Origin of the sequence: Paucibacter sp. PLA-PC-4, assembly GCF_026241155.1 — a bacterium.
Taxonomy (GTDB): domain Bacteria; phylum Pseudomonadota; class Gammaproteobacteria; order Burkholderiales; family Burkholderiaceae_C; genus Roseateles_E.
Genome location: NZ_JAPFGP010000002.1, coordinates 346,268 through 363,717, shown reverse-complemented (window position 1 = coordinate 363,717; position 17,450 = coordinate 346,268). Strand labels below are relative to the sequence as shown.

The following is a 17,450-nucleotide window of genomic DNA, read 5'->3' as shown; positions in this document are numbered from 1 at the left end:
AACGCGAAACGGCCATTGTAGTGGGGTCAACCCTCGGTGCTTATCCTCCCCCAAAGGGCTGTCAGCTGCTCGCCACAGCAACGGCCTCCAAGCTTGCCTTTACCCGCTCTTTACCTTCATTGCGCAAGCTCAAGGCGGGCACGCACCGAGCTGGGTACAATGCGCCCCTCGCTCCCGGCCAGCATGGCGTGGCAGCGTGCCCCTCCCGAGCCCGGCAACACCGGGCTTTTTTGACACAAACCCGGTCTCACGCTCGCAGCCCTGGGCTGCGCACGGCAACGAGCCGGGGGGTTGACATTGGTTTCTTGGAGACCCTCTTGGATCATGTCCGACCTGAGCCTCACTCTCTCGGTTCTTGAACGCAGCGCCAAAACTCAGCTGCCTGTTACGTCCTACTTCGATGAGGGCCTGTTCCGCAGGGAGCAGGAACTGATCTTCCAGCACGGCCCGCGCTATCTCGGACACGCGCTGGCCGTGCCCGAGGTCGGCGACCACTACGCCCTGCCCCAGGAGGGCGAGGGCCGCGCGCTGGTGCGCACGCCGCAAGGCATTGAGCTGCTGTCCAATGTCTGCCGGCATCGCCAGGCGGTGATGCTGCGCGGACGTGGCAACACCCGCAGCAACATCGTCTGCCCGCTGCACCGCTGGACCTATGACTTGAAGGGCGAGCTGATCGGCGCGCCGCATTTCGAGCAGGACCCCTGCCTGAACCTGAACCGCTACAAGATCCGCGAGTGGAACGGCCTGCTGTTCGAGGACAACGGCCATGATGTGGCCGCATCACTGGCCAAGCTTGGCACCGCCGGCCAACTCGACTTCGCCGGCTATGTGCTGGACAAGGTCCATGTCCATGAGTGCGACTACAACTGGAAGACCTTTATCGAGGTCTATCTAGAGGACTACCACGTCGGCCCCTTCCACCCGGGCCTGGGTCAGTTCGTCAGCTGTGAGGACCTGGCCTGGGAGTTCGGTCGCCACCATTCGGTGCAGACCGTGGGCATCAAGCAAGCGCTCAGCAAGCCCGGCTCGAGCACCTATGCCAAATGGCATGAGCAGGTGCTGCAGTTCGGCAGCGGCGCACCGCCCAAGCAGGGCGCGATCTGGCTGACCTACTACCCGCACATCATGGTGGAGTGGTACCCGCACGTGCTGGTGGTCTCGACCCTGCACCCCAAGGGCCCGCAAAAGACCACCAATATCGTCGAGTTCTACTACCCCGAAGAGATCGCCGCCTTCGAGCGCGACTTCGTCGAGGCCCAGCAGGCCGCCTACATGGAAACCTGTGTCGAGGACGACGAGATCGCGCTGCGCATGGACCAGGGCAGGCGCGCGCTGATGGAGCGCGGCGACAACGAGGTTGGTCCCTACCAGAGCCCGATGGAAGACGGCATGAAGCATTTCCACGAGTGGTACCGCCGCGAAATGAAGTTCGCCGGCTGACGCAGCCTTCTCCTGCATACGCCAAACGCCCCGCGCAGCCTGCTGCCGGGGCGTTTTTTCTGTGTCTGACGCGACAATGTGCCGATGTCCGCCCCCTTGTTGATGATCTGCGCCACCTTCTTGTTCGCCACGATGGGGGTCTGCGTCAAGCTCGCTTCCGCGCACTATGACGCCAGCGAGATCGTCATGTATCGGGGCTTGATCGGTGTGCTGATGATGACCGCGCTGTGTCGCTGGCAGGGTCAGACCTTGCGCACCCGGGTACCGGCCATGCATTTCTGGCGCAGCCTCTCGGGCGTGCTGGCGCTGTCGCTTTGGTTCTACTCGATCGGCAAGCTGCCGCTGGCCACCGCGATGACGCTGAACTACATGTCCTCGGTCTGGATGGCGCTGTTCCTGATCGGCGGTGCGGTGATGCTGGGCAGCGCCCGGGTCGACGGCCGCCTGGTTGGCGCGGTGCTCTTGGGCTTTGTCGGTGTGGCCCTGGTGCTGCGGCCGACGCTGGACCAGCAGCAGCTCTGGCACGGCCTGGCCGGCCTGCTCTCGGGCATGTTGTCGGCTCTGGCCTATCTGCAGGTCACCTCGCTGGGCCGGGCCGGCGAGCCGGAAGACCGCATCGTGTTCTACTTTTCGCTGGGCGGCGTGCTGGCTGGCGCGCTGGGCACCCTCGGTTTCGGCGAGCTACACGCCCACAGCCTCGAAGGCGCGGCCCTGTTGCTGGCCGTGGGCCTGCTGGCCACCACGGCCCAGCTGATGATGACGCGCGCCTACGGCCGGGGCAGTACGCTGGTCAATGCCAGTCTGCAGTACCTGGGCATCGTGTTCTCCTTCATCTACGGCGCGCTGCTGTTCCGCGACGCGATCACTTGGACGGCACTGGCTGGCATGACACTGATCATCGCGGCCGGCCTGGCCGCCACCTTGCTGCGGGCCCGCAGCACCCCCAAGGACAGCCAACATTCGGTCACAGAATCATGAGCTATCACACCCTTGTTTCCGCACTGCAACTGCAAGCGCTGCTGGCCCAGGCCGAGCGCCCCGTCCTGCTGCTGGATCTGAGCTTCGATCTGGCCGACACCGTCGCCGGCGAGCGCGCCTATGCGCAAGGCCATCTGCCCGGCGCCCACTATCTGCATCTGGACCGCGATCTCAGCGCTGCCAAGACTGGGAACAACGGCCGCCACCCCCTGCCCGAGCGCCAGGCCTTTGCCGATCGGCTGGCAGCATTGGGCCTGAGGCATGACAGCCAGGTGGTCTGCTACGACGCCCAGGGCGGAATGTATGCGGCACGCGCCTGGTGGATGTTGCAATGGCTGGGCCATGCCGATGTGGCCGTGCTCGACGGCGGCTTGCAAGCCTGGCTGGCCTCGGCCGGCGCACTGAGCACGCAGTTGCCAGCGCAGCGCGCCGGCGATTTCAGGCCCGCCGCGCCGCTGGTGCATGTGCTGGACGCCGATCGCTTGCATGCCAGCCTGGGGCGGGTGCGCCTGATCGATGCCCGTGCCGGCGAGCGCTTTCGGGGCGAGGTCGAGCCGCTGGACGCCAAGGCCGGCCACATTCCAGGCGCCAGCAACCGCCTGTTCAAGAGCAATCTGGGGCCCGATGGCCTGTTCCTGCCGGCCGAGCAGCTGCGGCGGGAGTTCAGCGCCCTGCTGGCGCCCTTTGCGCCGGCCCAGACCGTACACCAGTGCGGCTCCGGCGTCACCGCCTGCCACAACCTGCTGGCGATGGCGCATGCGGGCCTGGCCGGGTCAGCGCTCTACCCAGGTTCATGGAGCGAATGGTCGTCCGACTCTCGGCGCCCGGTGGCCCTGGGATGAGACCAGCTTGAGATAGCGCAAGACAAGCACGGCGCGGCGAGGCAAGATCAGCCCGTCCCCGAACCCCGGGGTGCCAGGCACAAGGAGGATCGCCATGTTCAAGCGCATCATTGTCCCGACCGACGGCTCCGAGATCACGGTCAAGGCCGTTGACACTGCAGTCCAGCTGGCCAAGATCCACGGCGCCCGCCTCTATGCGGTCAGCGTCAAGGAGCCCTTCCCCTACAGCGCCGTCTCTGAAATGCAGCCGACCCCGCCGCAGGAGTTCTTCGACGCCCAGGAACGCATCGCCAGTGCCCGGGTCCGGGATGTCGTGGCCGCGGCCGAGGCCGCAGGCGTGCCCTGCGAGGGCCACACGGTCGAAGCCCTGCACGCGTGGGAGGCGGTGATCGAGCATGCCAAGACGCATGAGGCCGATCTGGTCGTGATGGCCTCGCACGGCCGACGCGGCTTTCAGGCCATGCTGCTGGGCAGCGAAACCCAAAAGCTATTGACCCATTGCACGATCCCGGTGCTGGTCGTTCGCTAAGGCCCCAGGCAGTCGCCGCTCAATGCGCGTGGCTGCCGCCCACCAAGACCAGGACCAGCCCCAGGCCCGCCGCCAGCCAGGCCAGCTGGGCGGCGGTCTCACGCCATGGCAAGCGGCGCTGCAGCTGCGGAATCAGATCGGCCACCGCCACGTAGATGAAGCTGCTCGACGCCGCCACCAGCAGATAGGGAAACAGGTCCTGCCAGGGGCCGACGACGAAGTAGCCCAGCACCCCGCCGACCACCGCCGCCAGGCCCGAGATCGCGTTGTAGAGCAGGGCCTTGGCGCGCGAGAAGCCGGCGTTGAGCAGCACGATGTAGTCGCCCACCTCCTGCGGGATTTCGTGCGCGATGATGGCCATCGCAGTGACGAAGCCCAGATGCGTGTCGGCTAGAAATGCCGCGGCGATGATGATGCCGTCACAGAAATTGTGGATCGAGTCGCCCACCAGCACGGCCAGCCCGCCGCGCCCCGCCTGCTCCGAGTCGAAATGGTGGTGGTGGTGGTGGCCATCGCCCTCGTGGTGGTGGGTATGGCGGTACAGCTCGGCCTTCTCCAGAAGGAAGAAAAACATCAGCCCGCCCAGCAGCACAAGGAACAGCTCATGCGGGCTGGCCTGCCCCTCGAAGGCCTCAGGCAGCACATGCAGCAAGGCCGTGCCCAGCAGCACGCCGGTCGACAGGCTGACCAGGTGTTTGACCACGCGCCCCAGCAGCCCGACGGTCAGGCTGGCCGCGATCAGCACCGACAGCAGCCCGCCCACCAGGGTGGCGAGCACGATGTAGAAAAGAGTCATGAAAATCCAGTGAACAAAAGCAAACCGCGCCCGATGGAGTCTCGGACGCGGTTCGCTGCCAGGCCGGCGCGGCTCAGCCCGCCCCGTTCGCCTTCAGCCAAGTCAGACAGCGCTTCCAGCCATCCTCGGCCGCTTCCTTGCGGTAGCTGGGGCGGTAGTCGGCATGGAAAGCATGCGGCGCCTCGGCATAAACATGGAACTCGCTGCGCTTGGCGGCCGCCGAGCCTTGGGCCAGGGCAACCTTCATCTTATCAACCGTGTCAAGAGGGATGCCCGAATCCTGGCCGCCGTACAGGCCCAGCACCGGGGCATGCAGCTGAGCGGTGACATCGATCGGGAATCTGGGCTGCAGCGGCACCGATTGCCCCACCAGGCGCCCATACCAAGCCACGCCGGCCTTCACGCCCGGGTTGTGAGCCGCGTAGAGCCAGGTGATACGGCCGCCCCAGCAAAAGCCGGTGATGGCCAGCCGCGAGGTATCGCCGCCCTGGGCCTTGGCCCAGGCCACGGTGGCATCCAGATCACCCATGACCTGCCCGTCGGGCACCTTGTTGATCACCTCGGCGATCAGCTTGGCGGTCTCACCGTAGCTGGTGGCATCGCCCTGGCGAACGAACAGCTCGGGCGCGATCGCCAGGTAGCCCTGCTTCGCGAAGCGACGCGCGACGTCGGCAATGTGCTCGTGAACGCCGAAGATCTCGCTGATCACCAGGATCACCGGCGGATTCTTAGCGCCGGCGGGCTGAGCACGGTAGGCCGGCAACTTGAAGTCGCCCGCAGCGATCATCACCTCGCCAACCTCCAGGCCCTGGCTGTCGGTTTTGATCACGGTCTGGGCCATCACCGGCAGCACGGCGGCAGCAAATCCGCTGCCGACCGCGGTGTGAACGAAATCGCGGCGGTTGAAGTCGCGTCCCGGATGCAGGCTATCCACATCTTCCTTCAGCATTTCAGACCCTCCTGTGACAGGTGTTGCGTTGCAAGGACAGCGGATTCTAGGTGGCCGCCATCGTCGTGCCTTGGTTTGCCGCGACAATCCCTCGCCATGAGTTTGCCCGCCACACTGAACGCACCGTCCACGCTTGCCGCCATCGACATGGGCTCCAACAGCTTTCGCTTGGAGATCGCCCAGCTGCACCGAGAGCAGTACAAGCGGCTGGAGTATCTGAAGGAGACCGTGCGCCTGGGGGCAGGTCTTGATGCCGAGGGGCGGCTGACCGAGGCGGCCATGCAGCGCGGCCTCGATTGCCTGGCCCGCTTCGCACAGCGGCTGAAGGGATTCGCGCCGCAACAGGTGCGCGCGGTCGCCACCCAGACCCTGCGCGAGGCACGCAACCGCGACGAGTTCTTGCGCCGTGCCGAGCAGCTGCTAGGCTTTGCGATCGAGGTGATCTCGGGCCGAGAAGAGGCACGCCTGATTTATGCCGGCGTGGCGCGACTGCAGACCTCGGACAAGCCGCGCCTGGTGATCGACATCGGTGGCCGCTCCACCGAGATGATCTTGGGCCAGGGCCGCTCCCCCATCACGGCCGAGAGCTTTCAGGTCGGCAGCGTGAGCTTGTCGATGCGCTTCTTCCCCGAAGGCCAGTTCACGGCCGAGGCCTTCCGCGCTGCCCAGGTGGCGGCCGGCGCCGAGCTGGAAGAGGCCCTGAGCCTGTTCGACCGCGCACTGTGGCGCGAGGCACTGGGCTCCTCGGGCACGGTGGGTGCGGTCTCGCAACTGCTGGCCGGCAGCGGCATCACCGACGGCCGCATCACCCCCGAGGCCTTGCGCTGGTGCATCGCCCAGTGCCTGGACATGGGTCATGTCGACAAGCTCAAGCTGCCCGGCCTGAAGGAGGACCGCCGAGCCGTGGTTGGCGGCGGGCTGTGCATTCTCTACACCTTGTTGACCCAGTTCGGCATCGAAGAGCTGCTGCCCACCAAGGGCGCGCTGCGCCAGGGCGTGATCTTCGATCTGGCCGAGCGCTTGGAGGCCGAACGCCACGCGACGCTGGGCGATATGCGCGACCACTCGGTCACGGCCCTGCAGCAGCGCTTCGGCGTCGACACCGAGCAGGCCCAGCGGGTGCGACAACTGGCCCTGGGTCTGTACAAGCAGCTGCAGCCGCAGGCGCCGCGCGAGCTGCAGCGCGAGCTGGGCTGGGCTGCCGCGCTGCACGAGATCGGCATGATGGTGTCGCACCACGACCATCACCGACACAGCGCCTATCTGCTGTCTCATGTCGACGCAGCTGGGTTTTCGCAAAGCCAGCTGCGCCGCCTGGCCGATCTGGCGCTGGGCCAGCGCGGCGGACTGCGCAAGCTGGAAGCCAAGCTGCCCGATGCCGACTTTGTCTGGCAGCTGCTGGCGCTGCGCCTGGCAGTGCTGGCCTGCCATGGGCGCAGCGCGGTCAGCCCGCAGGCGCTGAAGCTGACGCGCGAAAAGCAAGGCGTAATCTTGAGCCTGACCCAGCGCTGGGCGGCCCAACAGCCTCGCGCGGTCTATCTGCTGCGCGAGGAGGCCGAGGCCTGGACACGCAACGGGGCCCTGAGCCTGCGACTGCAGGCGTGATCAGCGCCGGCCTGCGACTGCAGGCGTGATCAGCGAGGGCCCGCGACTGCAGGCGTGATCAGCGCCGGTCAGCGCCTGCGGGCGTGACCAACAACGGCCTGCGCTTGCAGGACTGAGCGCCTCGGGGCCAGCTCAGTCCGGCCCGAAATGCCGCATCAGCACCTGCTGGGCGCTGACGCCGCTATCGGAGATGCGGTTGGAATGCCCGTCTGGGCCCAGTTGCCAGGCGTCCAGGCTGTCGTGCAGATAGGGCTGCAAGGCCTCGTCGATGACGCGCTGGCGCAGCTTGGGATCCAGCACCGGCCAGGCCACCTCGATGCGGCGGAACATGTTGCGGCTCATCCAGTCGGCGCTGGACAGGTACAGCGCCTCCTGCTCGTCGCCATCGCCCCAGCGGAAGTAGCTGACGCGCGAATGTTCAAGAAAACGCCCCACCACCGAGCGCACCAGGATGTTCTCGCTGACCCCCGGCAGCCCCGGCGGAAGCATGCAGGCGCCGCGCACGATCAGATCCACCCGCGCGCCTGCCTGGCCGGCCGCGAGCAGCCCGCCGATCAGCTCGGCATCGGTCAGCGCATTGATCTTCAGCACCACCCGCGCCTGGTAGCCGGCGCGCGCGGCGTCGGCGACCTGCTGCAGGAGCTCCATCATGCGGCTGTGCATATTGAAGGGCGCCAGCAGCAATCGCTTGGGCGCCTTGATCTTGCCCAGCGAGGCGAGCTGGCGGAACACCGTGTCGGCATCGGCGGTGATGTCGGGATCGGCAGTCAAGTAGCCCAGGTCGGTGTAGAGCCGCGCGGTCTTGGGGTTGTAGTTGCCGGTCGACAGGTGCGCGTAGCGGCGCAGCACCGGCTTGCCGCCATGCATCTCGCGGCGCATCACCATCAAGAGCTTGGCATGGGTTTTGTAGCCGACGATGCCGTACACCACCTGGGCACCGACTGCCTCCAACCGCTCGGCCCAGTTGATATTGGCCTCTTCGTCGAAACGCGCCTTCAGCTCGACGACCACCATCACCTCTTTGCCGCGTCGCGCCGCCTCGATCAAGAGGTCCATCAGCTCGGACTTGCTGCCGGTGCGGTAGACCGTCTGCTTGATCGCCAGCACATCGGGGTCGTACACCGCCTCGCGCAAGAACTCCAGCACCGGCTCGAAACTCTCGAAAGGGTGGTGCAGCAGCACATCGCCCTTTTTGATACGGTCGATGATGGACTTGCCACGCGGCAGCCGGCCCTCAGGCCAGACCGGCTCGTGGGGCAAGAAGCGGAGCTCGGGTGCATCGGTTTGGTCGATCAGCTCATTGAGCCGCACCAGATTGACCGGGCCGTTGACACGGTACAGCGCCGCCGGCGGCAGCACGAACTGCTCCAGCAGAAACTGCGACAACTCCTCCGGGCAGGTATTGACCACCTCAAGCCGCACAGCGCGGCCAAAGTGCCTGGTCGTCAGGCCCGAGCGCAGCGCATGGCGCAGGTTGGCGATTTCCTCCTCATCGACCTCCAGGTCGGAATCGCGGGTGACGCGAAACTGCGAGAAGGCCTCGACCTGGCGCCCCGGGAACAGCTCTTCCAGATGGGCGCGAATCACACTGGTCAGCAGTACAAAAGCCTGCTGGCCGCCGCTGATCGCCTCGGGCAGCTTGATCACCCGAGGCAGCACGCGCGGCACCTTGACGATGGCTATGCGGTTGTCGCGGCCAAAGGCATCCTTGCCCGAAAGGCGCGCGATGAAGTGCAAAGACTTGTTGGCCACTTGGGGGAACGGGTGGGCCGGATCCAGGCCCACGGGCATCAGCAGCGGCCGCACCTCGCGCTCGAAGAACTTGCCGACCCAGCGGCGCTGCTCCTCATTGCGGTCGGCGTGATTGAGGATGCTGATGTGCTCCTTCAACAGCACCGGCATCACCTGCTCGTTGAAGATCGCGTACTGTTGGTCGATCAGCACATGGGCGGCACGACCGACACGCTCGACATCGCGGCTGCTGACCTGGCTGGCCGGGTCGCGGGCCGCCTCCAGCATATCGGCGAAACGCACCTCGAAGAATTCGTCCAGATTGGACGACACGATGCAGATGTAGCGCAGCCGCTCCAGCAGCGGCACATCGTCGCGCTGGGCCTGGGCCAGCACACGTCGATTGAATTCGAGGATGGCCTGCTCGCGATTGAGCAGGGCGAGCGGAGGCGTAGCCGGCAGCGTCATTGAATGATTTTATGAACGGTGGATGACATTTTCATGACGGACACGAGCCGCTTTGTGACGGGTTCCGGAGCAACCGCGCGCAGCGAGCTCCAGTCCAGTATCTCCAGCCGGCCATCGGCATGTTCGACCAAGGCGGTCAGGCTCTCGACCCAGTCGCCGTCATTGGCGTAGAGGATGCCGTCGATATCGCGCAGCTCGGCATGGTGAATATGGCCGCAGACCACGCCCTGCACGCCGCGCTTGCGCGCCTCGCGCGCCAGCGCCTCCTCGAAGTCAGACACGTAGCTGACAGCGCGTTTGACCTTGAGCTTCAGGTATTTGGACAGGCTCCAGTAGGGCAGGCCCAGGCGCGCACGCAGCGAATTCAGGTAGCGGTTGAGCTTCAATGTGAACTCGTAAGCCGTGTCGCCGACATGGGCCAGCCATTTGGCGCACTGGATCACGCCGTCGAACAGGTCGCCGTGAGTGACCCAGAGCTTGCGGCCGTCGGCCGTCTCGTGTATCCACTCCTCGGCCACCTCGATGCCACCGAAGCTGTGATGCAGGTATTTGCGGGCGAACTCGTCATGGTTGCCGGGGATGAAGACCACACGGCAGCCCTTGCGCGCCTTGCGCAGCAGTTTCTGCACCACATCGTTGTGCGCCTGCGGCCAGTACCAGCTGCGCCGCAACTGCCAGCCGTCGATGATGTCGCCAACCAAGAAGAGCTGCTCGCACTCGAGCTCGCGCAGAAAATCCAACAGCGCCTCGGCCTGGCACCCCGGCGTGCCCAGATGCAGATCCGAGATCCAGACGGTGCGAAAGCGCAGGCTGCCGCGCTCGTCAGGGGCATCGGTCGGGTCCATGTCGTGGGCTCGCTTCATGGTCCTTCAGCATGGGCACCGCCGATGTCGGCGCCGTGGCGGGGCCGTGAAGAATGGGTGACAACGGCCGGCCTCGATAATCGCGCCCATGCATCTGATGATTCCCCACGCCAGCGCCCTGGGCGAGGCCGGCCGCCACGCCGCCCAGACTCTGGCCCTGCCCCGTCTGGCCGCCCTGCTGGGCCGGCTGACCCCCGACAGCAGCCTTGGTAGCGACGAATACAGCCTCAACACCCCTCTGGAACAGGCCCTGGCCGCCCAATGGGGCTGGGCGGACGCACTGCCCTTCGCGGCGGCCCAGGCTGCCGATGACGGCATTGCGGTCGAGGCCAAGGCCTGGGCCCTGCTCACGCCGCTGCATCTGTCGGTCGGCAGCGACCAGATCACCGCTTTGAACCCACAGGCGCTCAAGCTCGACGAGGCCGAGTCGCGTGCCTTTTTCGAGTCACTGGCCTGGTTGTTCCCTGCTGATGAGGGCTGGACCATGGCCTGGGGCGCGGCGAGCCGCTGGTATGTGGCCCACGACAGCCTGGCCGACTTGCACAGCGCCAGCCTGGAGCGCGTCATCAACCGCAATGTCGACCCCTGGATGCCCGAGGCGCGGCGCCTGCGCAGCCTGCAAAACGAGCTGCAGATGCTGCTGCACCGTCATGCGCTGAACGAGGCCCGCGAGGCGCGCGGCGCGCTGACGCTGAACTCGGTCTGGATCTCCGGCTGCGGGCGCGCCCAGCCGCGCAGGCCGCAGCCCGATTTGCGCGTGGACACGCGGCTGCGCGAGCCGCTGATCAACGAGGACTGGGCCGCCTGGGCCGAGGTTTGGGCGCAGCTCGACGCCGGGCCGCTGTGCGAGTTGCTCAAGCGCGCCGAGGCGGGCCAGCCAGTCGAGCTGACGCTGTGCGGCGAGCGCTTCGCGCGTCGCTACCGCCCCCAGGCCAGGCGCGGCCTGAGCCAGCTCTGGCACAAGCTCGCCGCCCCCAAGGGTGATGTACTGGCCGCCCTGGAGGCCCTATGACGACGCCGCTTTTGCTGACCCGCGAGGTCTCGCCGCGCGCCACCTGGGCGCTGGAGCAGGCCGGCCTATCTCCGCTGCTGGCCCGGCTGTTCGCGGCGCGCGGCGTGCGCACGGCCGATGAGCTGGACGACGGCCTGGCCCGGCTGCTGCCGCCCGAGGGTATGAAGGGCATGGCCGCCGCCGCTGCGCTGCTGGCCGACACGATAGAGGCCGGCGCACGAATCTGTATCGTCGCGGACTACGACTGCGACGGCGCCACCGCTTGCAGCGTCGCGCTGCGCGGCCTCACGATGCTGGGCGCAAGACCTGACACCGTCAGCTATGTGGTGCCGGACCGCGCCGTGCACGGCTACGGCCTGACGCCTACCATCGTCGAGCTGGCGATGCCCTTGCGTCCGGCCCTGCTGATGACGGTGGATAACGGCATTGCCAGCCTGGCCGGCGTCGCCCATGCCCAGGCCCACGGCCTGAAGGTGCTGGTGACCGATCACCATCTGCCGGCGCTGGTCGATGGCGTCACCGTCGTGCCAGAGGCCGAGGCCCTGGTGAACCCGAACCAGCCGGGCTGCGGCTTCGAGAGCAAGAACCTGGCCGGCGTCGGCGTGGCGTTCTATGTGCTGCTGGCGCTGCGCAGCGAGCTGCGCCGGCGCGGCCGTTTCGACGCCGCGAACCAGCCGCGGCTGGACGGCCTGCTGGACCTGGTGGCGCTGGGCACGGTGGCCGATGTTGTCAGGCTCGATGCCAACAATCGCCGCCTGGTGGCCCAGGGCCTGCGCCGCATGCGCGCCGGCCGCATGCAGCCCGGCGTCGCGGCCCTGTTCAGCGCCGCCGGCCGCGATGCCTCGCGCGCCAATGCCTTCGACCTGGGCTTCGCTCTGGGCCCGCGCATCAATGCGGCGGGCCGCCTGTCCGATATGACGCTGGGCATCGAGTGCCTCTGCACCGACGATCCGGCGCGCGCGCTGGAGCTGGCCCGCCAGCTCGACGCGATCAACCGCGAGCGCAGAGAAATAGAGGCCGGCATGCGCGAGCAGGCTGAAGGCCGTCTCGATGAGCTAATGCCCAGCGGCGACGCCCCGCCGGCCCTGTGCATCTACGAGCCCGAGTTCCACGAGGGCGTGATCGGCATCGTCGCCGGCCGGCTCAAGGACCGGCTGCACCGCCCCACTTTTGTGTTCGCCACCGGCGCCGACGGCCAGCTCAAGGGCTCGGGCCGATCAATCCCCGGTTTTCATCTGCGCGACGCGCTGGACCTGGTGTCCAAGCGCCACCCCGAGCTGCTGAAGAAGTTTGGCGGCCATGCAATGGCGGCCGGCTGCACGCTGGTGGAGACCGGCTTCGAGGCCTTCAATGCGGCGATGCAGCAGGTCGCCCGCGAATGGCTGGACGCCGCCGCGCTGACCCGCACCCTGCGCACCGACGGCCCCCTGCCCGCCGAGGCCTTCACGCCCGAGACCGTGCGCGAGCTCGACGCCCAGGTCTGGGGCCAGGCCTTCGAGGCGCCACTCTTCTGCGACGAGGTGCAGGTGATCTCGCAACGCATCGTCGGCGAGCGCCATCTGAAGCTGCGCCTGCGCCAGGGCGGTTCCAATGGGGTTTTGCGCGACGCGATCTGGTTCGGCCACATCGACCCGGTGCCCGAGCGCGGCCTGCTGGCCTACCGGCTCAGCCTGGACGAGTACCAGGGGCAGCAGCGGGTGCAGATGATTGTGGAGGCGATGGTGTAACGGGTCGAGCCTCATGCCGCTCTTGGGCCGCTGCGCCCGTGGTAGACGTGCCTCGCTTCGACTTGTACAATAAGACGTACTTATCGGAAGCTCGCCATGGATGCCATCACCTACTCTTCAGCTCGCGCAAACCTTGCTCGCACGATGGATCGCGTTTGCGAAGACCACGAGGCGCTGATCATCACCCGCAATGGTGAGCAGTCGGTGGTGATGCTCTCCTTGGAGGACTACCAAGCCCTTGAAGAAACGGCGTACCTGCTCCGCAACCCCGCCAATGCCAAGCGATTGCTTTCCGCCACCACGCAACTGGGTGCAGGCAAGGGTGTGGAGCGGAAGCTGGCCAAGTGAAACTGATCTTCGCTGACGAGGCCTGGGAAGACTACCTCTTCTGGCAGAAGCAGGACAAGAAGATGGTCGAGCGTATCAACAAGCTCATTGCCGAAGTGATGCGCGAACCGTTCTCTGGAGTTGGCAAGCCTGAGCCCCTCAAGCACGCGCTGTCTGGCTACTGGTCGCGGCGCATCAATGATGAGCACCGCATGGTCTACAGGATCGAGGGCGAGTCACTTCTGCTTGCTCAGCTCCGATATCACTACTGAGGCGCCACCGAGTCAAAGGAATGCCCCCGTCCCTAGCCAGCCGCGATGCGGCGGCTACTGACGGGCTCAAGCTGGCGGCTCATGCAAGACCCGGATGCCTCAACTCCGACACCGTCACCGCGAAACTCTCGTTGCCGGGCATGCGCCCATGGGCCTGACCGGTCTCGACAAAGCCGGCCTTCTTGTAGGTCGCCAGTGCGGCCCTATTGCCGTCGAGCACCTCGGCGCTCAGTGCCGCCCCCGTCTCGCGAAGCGCCGCCTGTATCAGGGCCGAGCCGACGCCCTTGCCATAGAACAGCGGGTCGACGTAGAGCCAGGCCAGCTCGTCCGGCGAGAAAGCCACGAACCCAAGGACATGCCCGTCGTCGCGCTCGGCGACACGAATCTCGTACTCATGGAAGCCTTCGTTGTCGGCCGTCTGTGCCAGCGTCAGATAGGCATCGCCAAGCCCGGCTGCGGCCAACTCATCGCGACGGGCCACGTCGTGGATTTCGCATACGCGACGCCAATCGGTGGGGGTGTAGGGGCGGATGTTCATTTGTTGTCTAGACAAGATGGCGGCGCGGCGCTGGATGGTTGGCGCGAGGAGTACACCGACGGCCGCCACGCCAAAGGGACTGCTTTGACGGTGTCAGAAAACGTTGGGATAGTGATGCCATGAGGTCGATTTGTCTCACGCTCGCCGCGATTGACGAGCAACGTATTGCTGGAGCACGCCATCCATACGCGACTGCCACCCCTCGCCGGTTGACTTGAAGTAGGCCACAACCTCTGGGCTGTAGCGGACTGACACCAGCAGCTTCTTGTTCTCAGACTTGGGCCGACCGCGCAGGGCTTTCATCGGCACCATGGCTTGCAGTTGTTTCGGGGTCAGGGGTTGCGCGTCGGGGTCGGCCTTTGCGGCCGTCGTGATTGCTTTGTCCTCCACCACCGTCGGCATGACGATGGCAGGGCGCTTAGAAACTTTGGACATAGTGCTTCACCTCGCGTCGGTTGGCTCTGCGCAAGCTGATGATTCTTCGCGTCTCGCCACGATCTACAAATGCCACGTAGTAAAGGATCCCGGTCTCCGGCGCCAACGCGATCATGCGTAACTCGCCGTACTCGTACCGTTCATCGACCCACACCAGTGATGCATCCCAATCGAGTCCGGCCGCCAATGCCAGCGATAGCCCGTGCTTGTCCAGATTGCTCGCGTCTTTGGCTGGGTCAAACTCAATTCGCATGCTTTAATGTAGCTACATTAAATAGCGGCGTCAATTTCAGGGTGCGGCTGTATGAGCGAGGCCGAACACGCTGCCCCAGCGGCAGTCCGGCCAAAACACCATTGCAGATCAATTATTTAGGGGGGGGCTTGAGGCCGACCCCACGCACCAGGTGTACGGCGAACACGAACCTCACGGCGTGCCCCAGATTGACTTGCCAAGCATCATTCCCACGAAGCCGCATGGAAGAGGGACAAAAGTGGACAGACCGAGAACGGTCCCCATCCAGTGTTCTCGATTCGTCTTGGTAGCGTGCCCCAACAGTACAAGGAGACCATAGGTACAGCCCAGAGACAGAACGCAGAACCAGAACAGTCCAGCGTTATTGCCTCCAGCAATGAGGCCTCCGAGGAACCCTCCGGCCGCCATGACTGCAAGTGGATTTCCCTCTGGCTTGCGTTCTTCCATACGGCCCCTCCGGTTTTGTCTGTGCATCATGCAATAGCGTCTACGTGCGGCTTAACAGTCAGCATTTATCTGCCGCCCCAAGGCGCAGGCAACTAGGCCGAGCGTGGCAAGCGGCAGATGAACCGTGTAGAACTGAACCGCCCAGCCCGATGGCGCTGGCCGTTGGGGGCTGGATCGAATCTGACGAGGCCATGCGGTCAAAACTATGGGCGGGCTGCCAACTACGAAGCTGTATGTTGCCATCATCGTCAAGCCCATCGCCAGCGTACAGAACCCTGAGGCCGGCGCCGCCCGCCAGCGGCCTCAGGCCAGTCCGAGCCAATACCGGTGCTGGAGCACCTGAACGGCGTTCACCGCCTACCCTCCAAAGCCCCGCCATCCCGCCCAATCTCGCCGCCCACTTAACATAACGGGGTGAAAACCACCACCCCCCTGACCAACGCCGACCTGCATTGCCATTCCAAGGTCTCGGATGGCACGCTGGAGCCCGAGGCCCTGGCCGCGCGCGCCCAGGCCAATGGGGTGGAGCTGTGGGCGCTCACCGATCATGACGAGATCGGCGGCCAGCAGCGTGCGCTGGATGCGGCGCTGGCCCTGGGCATGAGCTATCTGACCGGCACCGAGATCTCGGTCAGCTTTGCCGGCCGGGTCGTGCACATCGTCGGCCTGGGTTTCGATCACCGCAACGAGGCCCTGATCGCCGGCCTGCGCGCCACCCGGGGCGGGCGCGAGCAGCGCGCCCGTGAGATGGCGGCCGGCCTGGCCCAGGTGGGCATCAAGGGCGCTTATGAAGGCGCGCTGACCTATGTGGGCAATCCGGAGCTGATCTCGCGCACCCATTTCGCGCGCTTCCTGGTCGAGGCCGGCCATTGCAGCGATGTCAGCGAGGTGTTCCGCCGCTACCTGACCGAGGGCAAGCCCGGCTATGTCGAGCACCGCTGGGCCGGCCTGGGCGAGGCGGTGCGCTGGGTGCGCGAGGCCGGCGGCATCGCGGTGATCGCCCATCCGGCCCGCTACGGCTTCACACCGACCGAGGAATACGCGCTGTTCACCGAATTCATCGCCCATGGCGGCCGCGGCGTCGAGGTCGTGACCGGCAGCCACTCGGCCGCCGATGCGGCCAAGTACACCGAGACCGCGCTGGAGTTCGAGTTGCTGGCCTCGCGCGGCTCCGATTTCCACTCGCCCGAAGAGAGCCACACCGACCTGGGTCGGCTGGCCGATCTGTCGGGCCGGCTGAGCCCCGTCTGGCAGGCGCTGGAGCACCGCATCCACCGCCCCGCTGCTTCATCTTGAGCGCCGCCCGTCACCGCCCGCTGCTGGGCATTGCGCTGATCGTGCTGATGGCCGCGTGCTTCGCGTCCATGGACAGCACGATCCGCTATCTGGGCGCTTTCCTGCCGGTGCTGCTGATCCTGTGGGCGCGCTACAGCTTCCAGGCCCTGACGATGGCTATCTGGCTGGGCCTGCAGCGTGCGCGCGGCGACACCGGTGCCTTCCGTTCGGCCCATCCGAAGTTCCAGGCGGTGCGCGGCCTGCTGCTGCTGGCCACCAGCGCGATGAGCTTTTACGGCGTGCAGTACATGCCGGTGGCCGAGTTCACCGCGATCAATATGCTGACCCCGGTGGTCGTGACCCTGCTGGCGGCCCTGGTACTGCACGAGCGCGTCTCGCGCCTGCGCTGGGCCCTGGTGATCGGCGGCTTTGCCGGCGCGCTGATCGTGATCAGGCCCGGCAGCGGCATGTTCGGCTGGGCCGTGATGTTCCCGCTGGCCGGCGCGCTGACCTATGCGAGCTTTCAGGTGCTGACTGCCAAGCTCTCGGCGCTAGAGAGCCCCTACACCACCCATTTCTACACCGGCCTGACCGGCATGCTGCTGCTGAGCCTGCTGCTGGCGCTGGGGCCCTTCCCGGTGCTGGAGCCGCTGCGTGCCGCCACCAGCGGGCAGCTCGCGCTGATGGCCTTCATCGGCCTGCTGGGCACCCTGGGCCATCTGCTGCTGATCCTGGCGCTGGGCCTGGCGCCGACCGGAACCCTGATGCCTTTCGTCTATGTGCAGATTGCCGTCGCGGCGGCGATCGGCTGGCTGTTCTTCAACCATGTGCCGGACGGCTATGCCTGGCTGGGCATGGGCGTGCTGTCGGCCTGCGGCGCGGCCTCGGCCTGGCTCAATGTCAGGCGCTCGCAACGCCCCCCCCCATCGGCGGTGGCAATGGACACCATTGCGGACTGAGAAT

The 17,450-nt window shown here is 66.1% G+C and carries 18 protein-coding genes; 11 read left to right on the top strand and 7 right to left on the bottom strand.

From position 1 onward, the window contains the following. Window positions 1-324: 324 nt before the first annotated feature. The 4 genes from OOZ63_RS04630 to OOZ63_RS04615 all read left to right on the top strand — a co-directional run bounded on the left by OOZ63_RS04630 (window position 325) and on the right by OOZ63_RS04615 (window position 3,789). Entirely contained in the window at window positions 325-1,440 is a 1,116-nt protein-coding gene (locus OOZ63_RS04630; protein WP_266004190.1) for an aromatic ring-hydroxylating oxygenase subunit alpha, read from the top strand. 84 nt (window positions 1,441-1,524) lie between these two features. Then, complete coding sequence (locus tag OOZ63_RS04625) at window positions 1,525-2,418, top strand: DMT family transporter (RefSeq protein WP_266004187.1); 894 nt, start codon at window positions 1,525-1,527, stop codon at window positions 2,416-2,418. Beyond that, entirely contained in the window at window positions 2,415-3,260 is an 846-nt protein-coding gene (locus OOZ63_RS04620; RefSeq protein ID WP_266004185.1) for a sulfurtransferase, read from the top strand. Before OOZ63_RS04625 ends, OOZ63_RS04620 begins: the two co-directional genes overlap by 4 nt. A 94-nt stretch (window positions 3,261-3,354) precedes the next feature. Then, a complete protein-coding gene (locus OOZ63_RS04615; protein WP_266004184.1) occupies window positions 3,355-3,789 on the top strand; it encodes a universal stress protein in 435 nt (144 codons plus the stop codon). Window positions 3,790-3,808: 19 nt separating this feature from the next. Here the strand turns inward: OOZ63_RS04615 and OOZ63_RS04610 are convergent, their stop codons facing one another. Both OOZ63_RS04610 and OOZ63_RS04605 read right to left on the bottom strand, forming a co-directional pair. Further along, window positions 3,809-4,585 carry a ZIP family metal transporter gene (locus tag OOZ63_RS04610; RefSeq protein WP_137941667.1) on the bottom strand — a complete coding sequence of 259 codons (777 nt, stop codon included), beginning with the start codon at window positions 4,583-4,585 and terminating at the stop codon, window positions 3,809-3,811. Between the two features lie 73 nt (window positions 4,586-4,658). Further along, entirely contained in the window at window positions 4,659-5,534 is an 876-nt protein-coding gene (locus tag OOZ63_RS04605) for a dienelactone hydrolase family protein (RefSeq protein WP_266004183.1), read from the bottom strand. Between the two features lie 96 nt (window positions 5,535-5,630). On the opposite strand from OOZ63_RS04605, the gene ppx reads away from it, so the two are divergent. After that, complete coding sequence (ppx, locus tag OOZ63_RS04600; RefSeq protein WP_266004182.1) at window positions 5,631-7,139, top strand: exopolyphosphatase; 1,509 nt, start codon at window positions 5,631-5,633, stop codon at window positions 7,137-7,139. A gap of 132 nt (window positions 7,140-7,271) precedes the next feature. Here ppx and ppk1 read toward each other — a convergent pair whose 3' ends face one another. After that, on the bottom strand, window positions 7,272-9,338 hold the full coding sequence (gene ppk1 / locus OOZ63_RS04595; RefSeq protein ID WP_266004180.1) for a polyphosphate kinase 1: 2,067 nt from the start codon (window positions 9,336-9,338) through the stop codon (window positions 7,272-7,274). Further along, on the bottom strand, window positions 9,335-10,201 hold the full coding sequence (locus OOZ63_RS04590) for a UDP-2,3-diacylglucosamine diphosphatase (protein WP_266004179.1): 867 nt from the start codon (window positions 10,199-10,201) through the stop codon (window positions 9,335-9,337). The genes ppk1 and OOZ63_RS04590 overlap by 4 nt, the downstream gene beginning before the upstream one ends. An 88-nt stretch (window positions 10,202-10,289) precedes the next feature. On the opposite strand from OOZ63_RS04590, the gene OOZ63_RS04585 reads away from it, so the two are divergent. From OOZ63_RS04585 to OOZ63_RS04570, 4 genes are all read left to right on the top strand, one after another. Then, window positions 10,290-11,213 (top strand): hypothetical protein, encoded by a 924-nt coding sequence (locus tag OOZ63_RS04585; RefSeq protein ID WP_266004178.1) that lies wholly within the window; start codon window positions 10,290-10,292, stop codon window positions 11,211-11,213. Further along, window positions 11,210-12,940, top strand: a complete 1,731-nt coding sequence (gene recJ / locus OOZ63_RS04580) for a single-stranded-DNA-specific exonuclease RecJ (protein WP_266004177.1) — start codon at window positions 11,210-11,212, stop codon at window positions 12,938-12,940. The genes OOZ63_RS04585 and recJ overlap by 4 nt, the downstream gene beginning before the upstream one ends. A 96-nt stretch (window positions 12,941-13,036) precedes the next feature. Further along, window positions 13,037-13,288, top strand: a complete 252-nt coding sequence (locus OOZ63_RS04575; protein WP_137941661.1) for a type II toxin-antitoxin system Phd/YefM family antitoxin — start codon at window positions 13,037-13,039, stop codon at window positions 13,286-13,288. Then, a complete protein-coding gene (locus tag OOZ63_RS04570; RefSeq protein WP_266004176.1) occupies window positions 13,285-13,539 on the top strand; it encodes a Txe/YoeB family addiction module toxin in 255 nt (84 codons plus the stop codon). The genes OOZ63_RS04575 and OOZ63_RS04570 overlap by 4 nt, the downstream gene beginning before the upstream one ends. Window positions 13,540-13,618: 79 nt before the next feature. Here OOZ63_RS04570 and OOZ63_RS04565 read toward each other — a convergent pair whose 3' ends face one another. The 3 genes from OOZ63_RS04565 to OOZ63_RS04555 form a co-directional block, all read right to left on the bottom strand. Then, on the bottom strand, window positions 13,619-14,077 hold the full coding sequence (locus OOZ63_RS04565; RefSeq protein WP_266004175.1) for a GNAT family N-acetyltransferase: 459 nt from the start codon (window positions 14,075-14,077) through the stop codon (window positions 13,619-13,621). Window positions 14,078-14,212: 135 nt separating this feature from the next. Next, window positions 14,213-14,512, bottom strand: a complete 300-nt coding sequence (locus OOZ63_RS04560) for a BrnA antitoxin family protein (RefSeq protein ID WP_262969701.1) — start codon at window positions 14,510-14,512, stop codon at window positions 14,213-14,215. Beyond that, complete coding sequence (locus OOZ63_RS04555) at window positions 14,496-14,765, bottom strand: BrnT family toxin (protein WP_266004174.1); 270 nt, start codon at window positions 14,763-14,765, stop codon at window positions 14,496-14,498. Before OOZ63_RS04555 ends, OOZ63_RS04560 begins: the two co-directional genes overlap by 17 nt. A gap of 861 nt (window positions 14,766-15,626) precedes the next feature. Here OOZ63_RS04555 and OOZ63_RS04550 point away from each other — a divergent pair. Beyond that, window positions 15,627-16,508, top strand: coding sequence for a 3',5'-nucleoside bisphosphate phosphatase (locus OOZ63_RS04550; RefSeq protein WP_266004173.1), 882 nt, complete (start codon window positions 15,627-15,629; stop codon window positions 16,506-16,508). Beyond that, complete coding sequence (locus OOZ63_RS04545) at window positions 16,505-17,446, top strand: DMT family transporter (protein ID WP_266004172.1); 942 nt, start codon at window positions 16,505-16,507, stop codon at window positions 17,444-17,446. The genes OOZ63_RS04550 and OOZ63_RS04545 overlap by 4 nt, the downstream gene beginning before the upstream one ends. Window positions 17,447-17,450: the final 4 nt, after the last annotated feature.